13 protein-coding genes are annotated in these 16,719 nt (G+C 61.4%); all 13 read right to left on the reverse strand.

Annotated features, from left to right (window positions below; translation table 11 throughout):
- Positions 1 to 83: 83 nt before the first annotated feature.
- The 13 genes from mdoH to HNQ83_RS17150 all read right to left on the reverse strand — a co-directional run bounded on the left by mdoH (position 84) and on the right by HNQ83_RS17150 (position 16,712).
- A complete protein-coding gene (gene mdoH, locus HNQ83_RS17090; RefSeq protein WP_175390010.1) occupies positions 84 to 2,654 on the reverse strand; it encodes a glucans biosynthesis glucosyltransferase MdoH in 2,571 nt (856 codons plus the stop codon).
- Entirely contained in the window at positions 2,647 to 4,467 is a 1,821-nt protein-coding gene (locus HNQ83_RS17095) for a glucan biosynthesis protein (protein ID WP_175390011.1), read from the reverse strand. Before HNQ83_RS17095 ends, mdoH begins: the two co-directional genes overlap by 8 nt.
- A gap of 320 nt (positions 4,468 to 4,787) precedes the next feature.
- Positions 4,788 to 5,225, reverse strand: a complete 438-nt coding sequence (gene dtd / locus HNQ83_RS17100) for a D-aminoacyl-tRNA deacylase (RefSeq protein ID WP_103397253.1) — start codon at positions 5,223 to 5,225, stop codon at positions 4,788 to 4,790.
- Positions 5,222 to 6,193 (reverse strand): prolyl aminopeptidase, encoded by a 972-nt coding sequence (gene pip, locus HNQ83_RS17105; protein ID WP_175390012.1) that lies wholly within the window; start codon positions 6,191 to 6,193, stop codon positions 5,222 to 5,224. The genes dtd and pip overlap by 4 nt, the downstream gene beginning before the upstream one ends.
- 104 nt (positions 6,194 to 6,297) lie before the next feature.
- A complete protein-coding gene (locus tag HNQ83_RS17110) occupies positions 6,298 to 7,215 on the reverse strand; it encodes an alpha/beta hydrolase (RefSeq protein WP_175390013.1) in 918 nt (305 codons plus the stop codon).
- 114 nt (positions 7,216 to 7,329) lie between these two features.
- Positions 7,330 to 8,277 (reverse strand): choline ABC transporter substrate-binding protein, encoded by a 948-nt coding sequence (gene choX, locus HNQ83_RS17115; RefSeq protein ID WP_175390033.1) that lies wholly within the window; start codon positions 8,275 to 8,277, stop codon positions 7,330 to 7,332.
- Between the two features lie 280 nt (positions 8,278 to 8,557).
- Positions 8,558 to 9,361 (reverse strand): N-formylglutamate deformylase, encoded by an 804-nt coding sequence (gene hutG / locus HNQ83_RS17120; RefSeq protein WP_175390014.1) that lies wholly within the window; start codon positions 9,359 to 9,361, stop codon positions 8,558 to 8,560.
- A gap of 10 nt (positions 9,362 to 9,371) precedes the next feature.
- Complete coding sequence (hutI, locus tag HNQ83_RS17125) at positions 9,372 to 10,577, reverse strand: imidazolonepropionase (RefSeq protein WP_175390015.1); 1,206 nt, start codon at positions 10,575 to 10,577, stop codon at positions 9,372 to 9,374.
- A 100-nt stretch (positions 10,578 to 10,677) separates the two neighbouring features.
- Complete coding sequence (gene hutH / locus HNQ83_RS17130; RefSeq protein ID WP_175390016.1) at positions 10,678 to 12,210, reverse strand: histidine ammonia-lyase; 1,533 nt, start codon at positions 12,208 to 12,210, stop codon at positions 10,678 to 10,680.
- 118 nt (positions 12,211 to 12,328) lie between these two features.
- Positions 12,329 to 13,852, reverse strand: a complete 1,524-nt coding sequence (gene hutH / locus HNQ83_RS17135) for a histidine ammonia-lyase (protein WP_175390017.1) — start codon at positions 13,850 to 13,852, stop codon at positions 12,329 to 12,331.
- Positions 13,853 to 13,994: 142 nt separating this feature from the next.
- A complete protein-coding gene (locus tag HNQ83_RS17140; protein WP_175390018.1) occupies positions 13,995 to 14,825 on the reverse strand; it encodes a glycine betaine/L-proline ABC transporter ATP-binding protein in 831 nt (276 codons plus the stop codon).
- Positions 14,822 to 15,673: a proline/glycine betaine ABC transporter permease gene (locus tag HNQ83_RS17145; RefSeq protein ID WP_175390019.1), complete on the reverse strand. Its 852-nt coding sequence runs from the start codon at positions 15,671 to 15,673 to the stop codon at positions 14,822 to 14,824. Before HNQ83_RS17145 ends, HNQ83_RS17140 begins: the two co-directional genes overlap by 4 nt.
- Positions 15,674 to 15,743: 70 nt before the next feature.
- A complete protein-coding gene (locus tag HNQ83_RS17150) occupies positions 15,744 to 16,712 on the reverse strand; it encodes an ABC transporter substrate-binding protein (protein WP_175390020.1) in 969 nt (322 codons plus the stop codon).
- Between the last annotated feature and the right edge of the window lie 7 nt (positions 16,713 to 16,719).

Consider the following 16,719-nt stretch of genomic DNA (forward strand, 5'->3'; position numbering starts at 1 on the left):
CGTTAACGATTACGCGTGTTTACTCATTAGACACGGCGCTCTTGAGTCCATCGCGAGCAAGCTCGCTCCTACAGGGTTTTTCATCATGCCAACTGAGGCTGTACGCTCAGCGGCTTGAGCGGCAGCAACGGTGCATGGGGGTCGGCCTTGACCGACTTGCGCCATGCGCCCAACCACTCAGGGTGGCCTTCGTTCCAGACTTGCTCATGCAAGCGGGCCAATGCCACCGGGTCACTCAGCAATTGCACACGCTCATTGTTGGTCAGCCCCTCAGGTCCGACCTTCATCGCGTGCCGTACCCGCTCGATCCGCAGCCATTCGATCGGCTCGGCCTCGCGGTGACGGGAAGTCGCCAGCGAGCATGCCAAGGCATTCTGCTGTGGATCGACCACCGAACGGACGAAGCCGTCGTTCAGCGCGTGCCAGCGGTTTTCGTGGGTGTACTGGTCGGTTGCCAGCAACGCCTGTGGCGGATTGTATTCCTCAGGGATCAGGAACAGGCTCTCGTCACGGGACTTGAGACCCAGACCGACACGGCTGGAAATCACCGACACCGGGATCGACAGCATCAACGAACCGACGATCGGCACCAGCCACCACAGGAAGCTCGGGTTCAGCCAGATCACCAGCAGGGCCCAGAAGAAGCCCAGCAAGGTTTGCGGACCGTGGCGCTTGACCGCTTCGCTCCATGGCGTGGAGTCGTCGTCACGCTGTGGCGAGTTCCAGGTCGCGGCCCAGCCGAGGAACGCGGCGAGGACGAAACGGGTGTGGAAAATCATCCGCACCGGTGCCAGCAGCATGGAGAACAGCATCTCCAGCAGCATCGACAGCGTCACCTTGAACTTGCCGCCGAACTCTTTCGCGCCCTTGGCCCAGATCAGGATGATGCTCAACAGCTTCGGCAGGAACAGCAGCACGATTGTGGTCGAGAACAGCGCGATCGCCTTGTCCGGGTGCCATTGTGGCCACAACGGATAGAGCTGGCGCGGCTCGAGGAAGTATTGCGGCTCCATCAGCGTGTTGACCGCCAGCAGCGCCGTCGACAGCACGAGGAAGAAGAACCACAGCGGGGCCGACAGGTAGGACATCACGCCGGTCAGGAACACGGCGCGGTGCACCGGGTGCATGCCCTTGACCAGGAACAGGCGGAAGTTCATCAGGTTACCGTGGCACCAGCGACGGTCACGCTTGAGCTCGTCCAGCAGGTTCGGCGGCAGTTCTTCATAGCTGCCCGGCAAGTCGTAGGCAATCCACACGCCCCAGCCGGCACGGCGCATCAGCGCGGCTTCAACGAAGTCGTGGGAGAGGATTGCGCCGGCGAACGCGCCTTTACCGGGCAGCGGCGCCAGGGCGCAGTGCTCGATGAACGGCTTCATGCGGATGATCGCGTTGTGGCCCCAGTAGTGCGATTCGCCCAACTGCCAGAAGTGCAGACCCGCCGTGAACAGCGGACCGTACACACGGGTGGCGAACTGCTGCATGCGCGCATACAGGGTGTCCATGCCCGAGGCACGTGGCGCGGTCTGGATGATCCCCGCGTCCGGTGTGGCTTCCATCAGGCGCACCAGGCTGGTCAGGCACTCGCCACTCATTACGGAGTCGGCGTCGAGGACGACCATGTACTTGTAGTCACCGCCCCAGCGACGGCAGAAGTCGTCGAGGTTGCCGCTCTTGCGTTTTACGCGACGACGGCGGCGGCGATAGAAGATCTTGCCAAAGCCCTTGGCTTCGCGACAGACGTCCAGCCAGGCCTGCTGCTCGGCGACGCAGATGTCGGCGTCGTTACTGTCGCTGAGGACGAAGAAGTCGAAACGATCCAGGTCACCGGTGGCCGCGACCGACTCGAAGGTCGCCCGCAGACCGGCAAACACCCGCGGCACGTCTTCGTTGCAGATTGGCATCACCAGTGCGGTGCGCGCGTCTTTCGGAATCGGCTCGTTACCGGCGCTGGCACCGGAAATGCGGTATTTATCGTGGCCGGTGAGCAGCTCGAGGAAGCCCATCAGCGCCGTCCAGAAACCGGCCGACACCCAGCAGAACAGAATCCCGAACAGAATCAGGATGCTGGTCTGCAACGCATATGGCAGCACTTGCGTGGCGGTTTGCAGCAGCGGTTGATGCAGGACCTCTTCGAGGTCGACGAACGACCAGCCCTGGTACGGCATGATGCCTTTCATGTACCAGCCGGCGACGATGGTCTGGCCGAGCATCAGCACCAGCAGAATGTAGCGGCGGATCGAGCCGACCGTACGCCAGCGCGCCGCCGGCAGCACGTTCTCGTCTTTCGGCGGCTTCGGCGGGTTGGTGCGACCGGTCAGGCGACGCCAGCCGCGCACCAGAATGTTGGTGCGCCATGGCTCCGGCACGACCTTGGTCCGCCGAATCGGTGGGGTCGCCTTGAGACAGACCCGACCGCTGGCGTCGAGCGCCAGCATTTCGGCGTCCTGCAATTCTTCGGCGGTGCTGAGTGTCAGGCGCTTGCCCACCGAAGCCTGGGCGGCCTCGGTCGGCGCGTCGAACGTCGAAGACGACAGACGCTCATGCAGTTCGCTGAAAGACTTGCAGCCCGCGAGCTCCGCGCGCTGCTGGTCGGTCATCGGCAGATGTGCCAGATACTCGGAAAGCGTCTCTGGCTGTACTTGAGAATTACTCATCGGCAGGCAACTGATAGCTCCAGGTCTCGGTCAGGACTTCTTCAGTCGGTGCCGATACCGGTGTGGCTGGGGCCGCTTCGGCAGCTGCTGGCTGCTTGGCGTCATTGTTGTTCGCCTTGTCCTTGGCATCTGCGACCGGCTTGGCTTCAGCCTTGTTGGCTTCGGCGGCGGCCTTCGCGTCCTTGTCCGCTTTTTCCGCTTGCTTGGCGGCGACCTTGTCGGCCTTGGCAACGGAAGAAGTGGACGCTGGAATCGACGTCTTGGCCAGGTCGGCAGGCACGATGTTCTGCACCAGTGCCGCACGCATCTCGGTGGACTTGCTCGGGTCCTTGATCTTCATGCGCAGGGTCAGGCGCCAGCCCTTGGTTTCAGGGTTGTAGCGCACGCTGTTCTCGACCAGTTCGGCGTTGTCGCCGACGCTGACCTGACTGCGCACATCGGTATCCGCTGGCAATGCCGCCAGGGATGGGCCTTCGAAATCGACCAGGTAGGCAACGCTGCCATCCGGCTGACGAATCAGGTTGGACTGCTTGACGTCACCCGTGGATTTCAGGGTCTGATTGACCCAGGCGCTGTCCGGCGCGTGCAACGCGGCTTCGTCCATGGTCCAGTGCATGCGATAGGCGAAGTCCAGCGGCTGGCCTGGCTCCGGCATCTTTTCCGGGCTCCAGAAAGCCACGATATTGTCGTTGGTTTCGTCGGCGGTCGGAATCTCGACCAGATCGACGGTGCCCTTGCCCCAGTCGCCTTTCGGTTCGATCCAGGCGCTCGGACGCTTGTCGTAGCGGTCGTCGAGGTCTTCGTAGTGGCTGAAGTCACGGCCACGCTGCAGCAAGCCGAAACCGCGCGGGTTCTCCACGGAGAAGTTGCTCACGGCCAGGTGTTTCGGGTTGTTCAGCGGACGCCAGATCCACTCGCCATTGCCCGCATGGATCGCCAGGCCGCTGGAATCGTGCAGCTCACGACGGTAGTTGAGGACTTTCGACGGCTGGTTGGCACCGAACAGGAACATGCTGGTCAACGGGGCGATGCCCAGTTTGCCGACCTTGTCGCGCAGGTACATCTGCGCCTTGACGTCGACAATGGTGTCGCTGCCCGGACGCAGGGTCAGACGATAGGCGCCGGTTGCCCGTGGCGAATCCAGCAGTGCGAAGATCACCAGGTGTTTGTCGCCTGGTCTCGGCTGTTCGATCCAGAACTCGCGAAAGCGCGGGAATTCTTCGCCGGACGGCAAGGCGGTATCGAGCGCCAGGCCGCGTGCGGACAGACCATAGACGTGCCCCTTGCCGACAACGCGGAAGTAGCTCGCGCCGAGCATGGTCATGATTTCGTCTTGCTTGTCGGCCTTGTTGACCGGGTACAGCACGCGGAAACCGGCGTAGCCCAGTTGCTCAGTGGCCTTGGGGTCGAACTTGAGGTCGCCGAAATCGAAACGACTCGGGTCGTACTTGATCTCTTCGACGGTGTTCGCGGTGATTTCGTTGATTTTCACCGGCGTATCGAAGTGCATGCCCTGGTGATAGAACGACAGTTTGAACGGGGTTTTCTGATCCGCCCACTCGGCCTTTTCCGTCAGGAAACGAATTTTCTGATAGTCCGCGAACTTCATCTCGCGAAATTCGTTCGGCAGGTTACTGCGCGGCGCTTCGTACTTCTGCCCGGCCAGCTCTTTTGCCTTGGCCGATACATCATCCAGGTTGAATGCCCAAAGCTGGCCGGCGCTGAGCAGGCACAGGAGTGCCGAACCTGCTACCAGAGCGCTACGTAACCGTTTGGCAGACAATTTTGGTGCGTTACAGGGACTAACAATCACGAGCAACCCTCGCCGAAAACAGATCAAAAAACCAACGGCCAGTTGAAGGGTCTGTAAGGTTCCCGGTACGAAAAACCGGCCTTGCAGACCACTCTTGCCAAGTTGGCGAGCATTGTTCCGACTCCGATGGGGCTAAATGATTCCCCAAACGGTTCAGGACAAGTCTCTACCTAAGTCAAAATGGACCAACGAACGCTGATCCCCGTAGCGCGCGATTATCTAGTAGGCCGCGTTACAACGCATCAGGGGTAACAAAGTATTTATCGCGAAAAATGCCTGTTTTCAGCCGAAAAACCCGTAAAAAGATGTTTCACGGGCTTTCAGGTCTGTAACAGAAAGGTTACCGGGCCATCATTGACCAGGTGCACCTGCATATCCGCGCCGAATCTACCTGATGCCACAGTGCCATGCACCTGTTTCGCTTTGCTTAATAGATAGTCGAACAGCTCCTCACCCAGGGCCGGGGGAGCCGCCGTCGAGAAACTCGGGCGCAACCCGCTCTTGGTGTCTGCGGCCAGGGTGAACTGGGAGACCAGCAGTAACCCGCCGCCCACATCCGCCAGGGACAGATTCATCTTGCCCTCGGCATCGCTGAACACCCGATAGTTAAGCAGCTTATTGAGAAGTTTGTCGGCGCTGGCCCGAGTGTCATCGGGCTCAACGGCCACCAGCACCAGCAACCCCTGATCAACCGCCCCTACCACCTCGCCCGCAACCTCGACTCGCGCGCCACGCACGCGCTGCAGCAGCCCCTTCATGCTTCGTCGGGGGCCAGGTCGAGCAGGCGCCGTGCCATGCGATCGGCAGCGCGAACCAGGGCATCGGTAATCCCCGGTTCGGCGGCGGCATGGCCAGCGTCACGGATGATTTGCAGTTCGCTGTTCGGCCAGGCCTGGTGCAGTTCCCAGGCATTGTCCAGCGGGCAGATCACGTCATAGCGACCATGGATGATCACGCCGGGCAAATGGGCGATCTTGCCCATGTCGCGAATCAGCTGGTTAGGTTCAAGGAACGCATTGTTGGTGAAGTAGTGGCATTCGATTCGGGCGATCGACAGCGCGCGCTGAGGCTCGGAGAAACGATCGACCACCAGCGGGTTCGGGCGCAGGGTCGCGGTCCGGCCTTCCCACGTGGACCAGGCCTTGGCGGCATGCATCTGGGCGATTTGATCGTTGCCGGTCAGGCGTTTGTGGAACGCCGTGAGCAAGTCGTCGCGCTCGTCCAGCGGGATCGGCGCGATGTAGTCCTGCCAGTAGTCGGGGAACAGACGGCTGGCACCGGCCTGATAGAACCACTCGATTTCCTGCGGACGGCAGAGAAAAATCCCGCGCACGATCAAACCGTGCACGCGCTCCGGATGGGTTTGCGCGTAAGCCAGCGCCAGGGTTGAACCCCAGGAGCCACCGAACAGCACCCACTTGTCGATACCCAGGTGCTGGCGGATTCGCTCAAGGTCGGCCACCAGATCCCAGGTGGTGTTGTTTTCCAGGCTGGCGTGGGGCGTGGAGCGACCGCAACCACGCTGGTCGAAGGTCACGATGCGGTAAAGATTGGGATCGAAGTAGCAGCGGCTCGCCGCATCGCACCCGGCGCCGGGGCCGCCGTGAATGAACACCACCGGCAAACCTTGCGGTGAACCGCTTTCGTCGACATACAGCGTGTGAGTTTCGTCGACGGCCAGATCGTGCCGGGCGTAGGGTTTGATCTGCGGGTACAAAGTCTGCATTGCGCGCTCCGTAAGGGGTCGAGTTCATCCCTGGGGGGACTTCTATTATTCAGCCGTCCGGCATCATAAACCCGATTTACGTCAATGAGCATGCCCTTGCAGAGTCAGAGTTTTGCCGCCAGATAATCGATCAACGTTTCGTAAAGCGCATCGACCTCGGCAGCCTGCCTGCGCGCCCGTAAACAGCCATGAACCAATCCATTGCCGTAGTACAGCGTCGCGGGCACTCCAGCGGCGTTGAGGCGTTCGGCATACTGCACGCCGTCATCGCGCAACGGGTCGAACTGCGCCACGGCAATCAATGCCGGCGGCAATCCACTGTAATTCGCGGCCAGCAACGGCATCGCATAGGCGCCCGGTTTTTCCGTGCCACGCAAATACAACGCCTGATAACAGTCCACGTCACTGCTGCCGAGCAACGGAGCGTCAACGCATTCGCTGCGCGACGCCAAGTGGCGATCACCCCCGAGTCCCGGATAGATCAGCACCTGTGCACAAGGCACAGGCTCGCCGGCATCGCGAAGCGCCAGACACAATGCTGCGGCCAGATTGCCGCCGGCACTGTCACCCGCCACCAGTGTGCGCTTGGGGTCGAGCCGAAACGGACCGGTGCGTAACGCCCGCCAGACAGCCAGGCAATCATCGAACGCCGCCGGGAATGGATGCTCCGGCGCCAGACGGTAATCAACGGCAATCACCAACACGCCAAGCGTCGAGGCCAGTTCAGCACAGATAAAGTCGTGGGAATCCAGATCCCCCACCACCCAACCACCGCCGTGCAGATAGACGATGCACGGCGCGCCGTCGGTCGCGAGCGCAACCGGCGGCTGATACGAGCGAACGGGAACTCCCGCCAACTCGAAATCGACCACGTATAGCTCGGCGGGACGTGGCGATGTGAAAGCCCGGCACATGTCGCTGTAGGCCTGGCGCAATCCCGAGAGGCTGCTGTCGGTGCTGTTGAAGCTGACGGTTTTCTCGATGAAAGCCTGCATCTGTATAGAAAGCGGGTAGGAAGCCATGAGCCTGGTGCCCGTTCAGGGGAAATATGGGTGGACTAAACCTGCGGGAGCCTTGTGGCGAGGGGATTTATCCCCTCGCCACAAGGCTCGCTCCCACAGGCTTTGCGGCAGCCGTCAGTTTTTCAAACTGGCCTGTACCGTGGCCACACCGTCCTTGCCATCAAAACTGCTGACACCGGCCAGCCAGCGCTGCACATCCTGCGGATGCTCGCGCAGCCATTTTCTGGCGACATCCTGAGGTGTCTGGCGCTCCATGATCGGCACCATCAACTGACTTTCCTGGGCGGCGGTGAAGGTCAGGTTTTCCAGCAGGCGATAGACGTTCGGGCAACGTTCGGCGTAGTCGGGGGCCGTCACGGAGGAAACGGTCGCCGCGCCTTCGTTCGGTCCATAGACGTCTTCACTGCCGGTCAGGTAGGCGATGTTCATGTTGATGTTCATCGGGTGCGGGGTCCAGCCGACGAACACCACGAACTCCTTGCGGTTCACGGCCCGTTGCACGGCGGCGAGCATGCCGGCCTCACCGGACTCGATCAGTTTGAAATCCTTCAGGCCGAAATGATTGGTTTCGATCATGGTCTTGATCGTGGTGTTGGCGCCGCTGCCCGGCTCGATGCCGTAGATTTTGCCGCCGAGCTGATCCTTGAACCTGACGATGTCGGCGAAGGTTTTCAGGCCGGCAGCGGCCACATAGTCAGGGACCGCGAGGGTGGCCTGGGCGTCCGCCAGGCTTGACTTTTCCATGACTTTCACTTGATTGGCGGCCAGGAACGGGGCGATGTTTTTGTCCATCGCCGGTTTCCAGTAACCGAGGAAGATGTCCAGGCGCTTGTCGCGGATACCGGCAAAGATGATTTGCTGCACGGCGCTGGTTTGCTTGCTTTCGTAGCCGAGGCCATTGAGCAGCACATCCGCCATGCCGCTGGTGGCGATGACGTCGGTCCAGTTAACCACGCCCATGCGCACGGTTTTACAGGAAGGGTCGTCAGCAGCCAGGACGCTGGCGCTTAACAGAGCAGTACCGCAGAAGATTGTGAGACAGCGGGCGAACAGACCTTTGATGCTTGTCATGGAGGGCATTCTCGTGCGGCAGCGGATTATTGTCGGATCGGTGTCTTGGTGCACCGTATCCGGAACATTACGCAGCAGACGAGCGGTAAAAGCGACCTGTGGCGACCGTGTTTTGCACGGAGGCGACTGTCAGCCCGCACAAATCTGTGGCCAAACAAAATAGCTGTGGGAGCGAGCCTGCTCGCGAAGGCGTATCAGCAGGCAACATCAATGCTGAATGTGAAGGCCTCTTCGCGAGCAGGCTCGCTCCCACAAGGGTATGCGCCAGGTTTTAGCGGTTGTAGTGCTTTTCGCCCCAGGCCAGCAGACCTTGCAGCAACTCCCTGAGCACCACCCGCGTTGGCTCCGCCAGATCCGCCCGATAACGGAACGGCTCGAACTCTTCCATGTAAGTGCACTGGCCCAACTCCAGTTGCACGGCATGGATGTTTTCCGCCGGATTGCCGTAATGCCGGGTGATATGGCCGCCCTTGAAGCGTCCGTTCAGCACATGGCTGTAGTTCGGGTGCCCTGCGCAGATCGCTTCCAGTTGCGAAGCCAGCTGCGGATCGCAACTGGCGCCGTTGAAGGTGCCGAGGTTGAAATCCGGCAGCTTGCCGTCGAACAGGTGCGGGATCAGCGAGCGGATCGAGTGCGCATCGAACAGCAGCGCGTAGCCGAACTCGGCTTTAAGGCGCGCCAGTTCCTGCTGCAAGGTGCTGTGGTATGGCGTCCAGATCTGTTCCAGATAGGTCGCGCGCTCTTCCTTGGAAGGCTCCAGCCCTTCGCGGAACAACGGAACGCCGTCGAACAGCGTCGCCGGGTACAGGCCCGTGGTCGCACCGACGTACAAAGGTTTGTCGTCGGACGGACGGTTCAGGTCAATGACGAACCGCGAATACTCGGCGGCCAGGGTGCTGGCGCCCAGTTCGGCAGCGAAGTCGTACAGCTGCGGGATGTGCCAGTCGGTGTCCGGCAGGCTCTTGGCCTCAGGGATCAATCCGGCTTCGACCGCTGGCGTCAGACGCACACCGGCGTGGGGCATGCTGATCAGCAGCGGTACGCGGCCTTGTTTGAAGTTCAGAACCTTATCCACAACTGCTCTCCTACAGGCTTGTTTCAACGCCGTGACGCACGACGCGTTTTTCCAGGTCACCGCCCAGCCAGTAAGACAGGTCGGCCGGACGATCGATTTGCCAGGCAACGAAATCCGCCACCTTGCCGGCCTCGATCGAACCGTGGGTGTCGGCCATGCCCAGCGCTGTCGCGGCATGAATCGTCGCGCCGGCCAGGGCTTCTTCCGGGGTCATGCGGAAACAGGTGCAGGCCATGTTCAGCATCAGGCGCAGTGACAGCGCCGGCGAGGTGCCGGGGTTGAGGTCGCTGGCGATGGCGATTTTCACGCCGTGCTTGCGCAGGGCTTCCATCGGCGGCAATTGGGTTTCGCGCAGGAAGTAGAACGCGCCCGGCAGCAACACGGCGACAGTGCCGGAGGCGGCCATGGCGATGGCGTCTTCTTCGGTCATGAATTCCAGATGATCGGCGGACAGGGCGTGGTAACGCGCCGCCAGGCTGGAACCGTGCAAGGACGACAACTGTTCAGCGTGCAGCTTCACCGGCAAGCCGAGTTGCTGCGCGGTGATGAATACGCGTTCGACCTGCGCAGGCGAAAACGCCAGGTATTCGCAGAACGCGTCGACCGCATCCACCAGCCCTTCGGCGGCCAGGGCCGGGAGCATTTCAGCGCAGATGTGATCGATGTAATCGTCGGCGCGATCCTTGTATTCCGGCGGCAGGGCGTGAGCGGCCAGGCAGGTGCTGCGTACGCTGATTGGCAGTTCGGCGCCGAGGCGACGGGCCACTCGCAACATCTTGCGTTCGTTGACCAGGTCGAGGCCGTAGCCGGACTTGATTTCGATGCTGGTGACGCCGTCGCGCATCAGGCTTTTCAGGCGCTTGGCGGCGCTGGCGAACAACTCGTCTTCACTCGCGGCGCGGGTGGCGCGCACGGTACTGGCGATGCCACCACCGGCAGCGGCGATTTCTGCGTAGCTGACGCCTTGCAGGCGCTGCTCGAACTCACCGCTGCGATTACCGCCGAACACCGTGTGGGTGTGGCAGTCGATCAGGCCCGGTGTAACCCAGGCCCCGTTCAAATCATTGACCGCCGGGTATTCGCCGGACGGCAGCTCACTGCGCGGGCCGACCCACTCGATATGCGCACCGGACGTCACGATGGCCGCGTCTTCGATGACCGAGTAAACGCCTTGCGCCATGGTTGCGACGTGGCAGTGTTGCCAGAGGGTTTTCATCCCTTAGTCTCCACAAATTTCTAAATCGATTCGCGTGCAGGCTCGCTCCCACATTGAGTTGCGTACTCCTGTGGGAGCGAGCCTGCTCGCAAAGAGGCCCTTACAGGCTAGGCAGCAACTTCGCCGTGACCAGTTCGGTCAGGCAACGGCTCGCCAACAATTCACTGGCGGCATTGATGTCCGGCGCGAAGAAACGGTCCTTCTCGTAAAACGGAACTTCCTTACGCAGAATCGCCCGTGCCTGTTCCAGTTTCGGCGAGGTCTTCAGACCATTGCGCAAATCCAGACCCTGGGCTGCCGCCAGCCATTCCACGGCCAGAATCCCACGGGTGTTCTCAGCCATTTCCCACAGACGCTTGCCAGCGGCCGGGGCCATGGACACGTGGTCTTCCTGGTTGGCGGACGTCGGCAGGCTGTCCACCGAATGCGGATGGGACAGGGCCTTGTTTTCGCTGGCCAGGGCCGCCGCAGTCACCTGGGCGATCATGAAGCCGGAGTTCACACCGCCGTTGGCCACCAGGAACGGCGGCAGTTGCGACATGTGCTTGTCCATCATCAGCGAGATGCGGCGTTCGCTCAGGGAACCGATTTCCGCGATGGCCAGCGCCATGTTGTCGGCGGCCATGGCCACCGGCTCGGCGTGGAAGTTGCCGCCGGAAATCACGTCGCCCTCTGCGGCGAACACCAACGGGTTGTCGGAGACGGCGTTGGCTTCGATCGCCAGCACTTCAGCGGCCTGGCGGAACTGGGTCAGGCAGGCGCCCATGACTTGCGGCTGGCAGCGCAGGGAGTACGGGTCCTGGACCTTTTCGCAATTCTCGTGGGAGTCGGACACTTCACTGCGCTCACCCAGCAAATCGCGATAAGCGGCAGCGGCGTCGATCTGGCCTTTCTGGCCACGGGCGGCATGGATGCGGGCGTCGAACGGCGAGCGCGAACCCAACACGGCTTCAACGGTCAGGCCACCGAGGGCCAGGGCTCCGGCGAACAGGTCCTCGCCTTCGAACAGACCGCGCAGGGCGAATGCGGTGGACACCTGAGTACCGTTGAGCAGCGCCAGGCCTTCTTTTGCGGCCAGGGTCAACGGGGTCAGGCCAGCGATTTTCAGCGCTTCGGTGGCTTCCATCCACTCGCCTTTGTAGCGCGCCTTGCCTTCACCCAGCAGCACCAGCGACATGTGTGCCAATGGCGCCAGGTCGCCGGAAGCACCGACCGAGCCTTTCAATGGGATATGCGGGTAAACCTCGGCGTTGATCAGGGCGATCAGCGCGTCGATCACCACCCGGCGAATGCCGGAGAAACCGCGGCTCAGGCTGTTGACCTTGAGCACCATGACCAGGCGCACCAATGCGTCGCTGATCGGCTCGCCGACACCGGCGGCGTGGGACAGCACCAGCGAGCGCTGCAGGTTTTCCAGGTCTTCGCTGGCAATGCGGGTCGAGGCCAGCAGGCCGAAACCGGTGTTGATGCCGTAGGCCGTGCGGTTCTCGGCGAGGATCTGTTCCACGCAAGCGACGCTGGCTTCGATCTGAGCCGAGGCGCTGTTGTCGAGGGTCAGTTTCACCGGCTGCTGATACACATCACGCAGTTGGGCGAGGGTCAGTTGGCCGGGAATCAGGTTTAGCGCAGTCATTTCATTCTCCTTTTGAGAGTCTTTTATTAACTACCAGACGCTCCGGAAATATCCGTTGTCCGTCGCTTCCCCCTTTTTGAGGGGGCTGGCGCCTTGGCACGCTGGTTTTGTATGGAAATCAGTTCAAATTCGGCAACGTTTTTTGCAGCAACGCAGGGTCTTTCAAAACACCGGCAGCGGCAGCAATGTCTGGCGCCAGCCAACGGTCCTGATCGTAGGCAGGAACGCGCTCACGCAGCAGGCGCCACGCCGCATCGGTACCGGCGCCGAAGCGCTGCTCTTTCAGGAACTCAAACGCCTGGGCCGCCAACAGGTACTCGATGGCGAGGATCTGCGTGCAGTTTTCCAGCGCGCGATGCAGCTTCAGCGCGGCGTTGGTACCCATGCTCAGGTGATCTTCCTGCAGGCCCGAGGTGACGTAGTTGTCGAGCACCGCCGGTTGCGCCAGCTGGCGATTTTCCGCGCACAGCGAAGCGGCAACGTATTGCACGATCATCATCCCGGAGTTCACCCCCGGGTTGGCCACCAGGAATGCTGGCAGGCCGCTGACGTGCGGGTTGATCAGGCGATCCAGGCGACGTTCGGCGATGGAGCCGATTTCCGCCATGGCGATGGCCAGCAGGTCCGCCGCCAGTGCTACCGATTGACCGTGCGGGTTGGCCTGGGACATGACGCGGAAGTTGTCCGGCGTCCCCAGCAGCAACGGGTTATCCGTGCAGCCGTTGAGTTCGGTTTCGACTTGCTTGATCGCGTGGTCAAGCTGATCACGAGCTGCACCGTGCACCTGCGGGATCGAGCGGATGCTCAACGCATCCTGGGTGCGAATGCCTTTGCTCTGGGCAATCACTTCACTGCCGTCGAGCAGCGCCCGCAGGTTGATCCCGACCTGTTGCATGCCCGGATGCGGCTTGAGCGCGATGATCTCGGCGTCGAACGCAGCGATCTGGCCACGCTGGGCCTCGAAACTCATGGCACTGATCACGTCAGCCCACTGCAGCAGGCGCGTGGCGTCGGCAATCGCCAGGCAGCTGAGGCCGCTCATGCACGGCGTGCCGTTGACCAGGCACAGACCGTCCTTGGCGCCGAGTTGAACCGGTTGCAGGCCTTCTTCCGCCAGCGCCTGTTGCGCCGAGACGACTTGCCCGCGATAGCTGACGTTACCGACGCCCAGCAAGGCGATGCTGATGTGGGCCATGTGGGTCAGGTAGCCGACCGAACCCTGGGAAGGCACTTGCGGGGTGATGCCGCGATTGAGCAGCGCCAGCAGCGCTTCGACCACCCGGCGATGCACACCGGATTTGCCTTGGGTGAAGTTGAGGATTGCCGCACACATGATCGCGCGGGTCTGCTCGTCGGCCAACGGTGCGCCAACGCCGCAGGCGTGACTGAGCAAAGTATTGCGCGACAGCTGGCTGAGCTGTTCGTCCTTGAGCGAAACGTTGCACAGCGCGCCCAGGCCGGTGTTCACACCATAGGCACGCTCGCCGCTGGTGACGATGCGCTGGACGATTGCCTGGGCATTGTCGATACGTGCCCAGGCCTGCGCCGACAGCTCAAGCTGTGCGCCGTGACGGGCGACTGCAACCACATCCTGCCAACGCAACGAGGCATCGGCGATAACGATTTTTTCAGCCTGGGACATCTTCAACCTCATGCGTACAACTTGAATATTGATGCAGCTCTACCGCCGCCTTCGCGAGCAGGCTCGCTCCCACAATTGGAATGCGGTTCCCTGTGGAAGCGAGCCTGCTCGCGAAGCGGCCGGTACAAGTGCCGCAAATCTCTTAAACCACCGCCGCCCGCCGCTGCACGAACCGGTCGACATACTCATCCGCCGGCGAGTGCAGGATCTCCTTCGGCGTGCCGACCTGAATCAGGCGGCCGTCCTTGAGGATCGCGATGCGGTTGCCGATGCGTACGGCCTCGTCGAGGTCGTGGGTGATGAAGACGATGGTCTTGTGCAGGGTCTTTTGCAGCTCCAGCAACTGGTCCTGCATCTCGGCGCGAATCAGCGGATCGAGGGCACTGAAGGCTTCGTCCATCAGGATGATGTCGGTGTCCGCCGCCAAGGCGCGGGCCAGGCCTACACGCTGACGCATGCCGCCCGAAAGCTGGTGCGGGTATTTGTTTTCGTAGCCCTTGAGGCCCACGGTGTTGATCCAGTGCAGTGCACGCTCGGTGCACATTTGCTTGCTCTCGCCACGCACTTTCAAGCCGTAGGCGACGTTATCCACCACGGTTTTGTGCGGCAGCAGGCCGAAGCTCTGGAACACCATGCTGATCTTGCGCCGGCGAAATTCGCGCAGGGCTTCCATGTCGTATTGCAGGATGTCCACGCCGTCCACCAGGATCGCGCCGCTGGTCGGGTCGATCAGGCGATTGAAGTGGCGTACCAGGGTCGACTTGCCGGAACCCGACAGGCCCATGATCACGAAGATCTCGCCGCTGCCGATGCTCAGCGACAGGTCGTTCACGCCGACCACGCAGCCGGTTTCGGCGAGCACCTGGTCCTTGGTCTTTTTCTGGCGAATCATTTCCAGCGCATCTTTGGAACGATTGCCGAAAATCTTGAAGACGTTTTTGACTTCGATCTTGCTCACGGTTGCGTTGTTCATTTGCTCACCTCATGCCGTGCACGACCGTACGCCTGTGTAATGCGGTCGATTACCACTGCCAGAATCACGATCGCCAGACCGGCTTCCAGGCCACGTCCGACGTTGAGGGTCTGAATCCCCACCAGCACGTCTTCACCCAGGCCACGGGCACCGATCATCGAGGCGATCACCACCATCGACAGAGCCATCATGGTGGTCTGGTTGATCCCGGCCATGATGCTCGGCAGGGCCAGCGGCAGTTGCACGCCGAACAGTTGCTGCCAGCGGTTGGCACCAAAGGCGTTGATCGCTTCCATCACTTCACCGTCGACCTGGCGGATGCCCAGATCGGTCAGGCGGATCAGCGGCGGCGCGGCGTAGATCACGGTGGCGAAAATCGCCGGGACCTTGCCCAGGCCGAACAGCATCAGCACCGGGATCAGGTACACGAAGCTCGGCATGGTCTGCATGATGTCCAGCAACGGCATCAGCACCGAACGCAGGCGATTGCTGCGCGCCGAGAGAATGCCCAGCGGAATGCCGATGAGTACCGAGATGACGGTCGCCACCATCATCAGCGCCAAGGTTTGCATCAGCTTGTCCCAGAGGCCGACCGCACCCACCAGGAACAGCAAACCGACGATGACCGCCGTAGTCACCACTTTGCGGGTCGCGTGCCAGGCCACGCCGGCAACAATCGCCAGCATCAGCCACCAGGGCGCCGCGCGCAGCAGCCCTTCAAGATTGACGATGGCCCACAACAGGGTGTCGGAGATGTGCCGGAACACGTCGCCGTAGTTGGTGACCAGCGAATCGACCCAACCGTTGACCCAGTCGGCGATGGAAAAGGTAAAGCTTTCGGGAAACATAAGAGACTCTCAATCAAGGGGTTGCGATCAAGCATCCGACTGCCGTTGCCGGCAGCCGGTGAAGCTCAACCTACAAGGCCGCGTCGATCTTTTTGGCTGCGTCTTCGCTCACCCATGCGTGCCAGACTTCAGGATGTTCCTTCAGGAAGATCTTGGCCAGTTTTGGCGACTCGATTCGCTCCTTGCTCATGCGACCCAGGTTCTGGTTCAGCAGGTCGATTGGAATGTTGACCTTATCCAGGACGGCCACCAGTTCCGGCGCTTCGTCGTGGAAAGTCTTGGACAGGCCGACCTTGATGGTGACGGTCTTGTTCACGCCTGGCTTCTCTTCGAGTTTCACTACGTCGACCTGGCCCATCAACGGCGTTGGCGACCAGTAGTAGAACAGGATCGGCTCGCCACGCTTGTAGCTCGACAGCACGGCGGCATCCAGCGCCGGGCCGGTGCCTGGGCGGAAGTTGGTGTAGGTGCTTTCCAGCCCGTAGCTTTTCAGCATTTCGCTGTTATCCAGCTCACAGGTCCAACCGGCCGGGCAGTTGTAGAAACGGCCCTTGGAAGGCTCTTCGGCGTCCTTGAACACCGCGGAATACTTGGCCAGATCGGCAATGTTTTTCAGGTCCGGCGCCTTGGCTTCCAGCTTACGCTTGGCGTCGCCTTCGATCACGTAGCGCGGCACGTACCAGCCTTCGATCGCGCCAACCACTGGAGCACCGACACCAACGACTTTGCCGGCCTTCTCGGCCTTGTTCCAGACCTCGCTGCGGCCGACCCACTCTTCGGCAAACACCTGGATATCGTTGCTGCTCAGGGCGTTTTCCATGGTGATGGAGTTGCCCGGCAGGCTGTCGGTCTTGCAGTCGTAGCCTTTTTCCAACACGACTTGCATCACGTCGGTCAGCAACATGGCGCTTTCCCAGTTCAGGCCGGCAAATTTCACCGGTTTGCCCGACTCGCACCAACCCGCCGCCTGAGTGGCGCCAGCGCTGGCCAGCAGGCCCATGGAAAGCAATGTGGTCAGCAGGGTCTTGTTCGATTTCATTGTTGTG

The sequence above is a fragment of the Pseudomonas sp. C2B4 genome, from assembly GCF_013359695.1.
In the GTDB taxonomy this organism is placed as follows: Bacteria; Pseudomonadota; Gammaproteobacteria; order Pseudomonadales; family Pseudomonadaceae; genus Aquipseudomonas.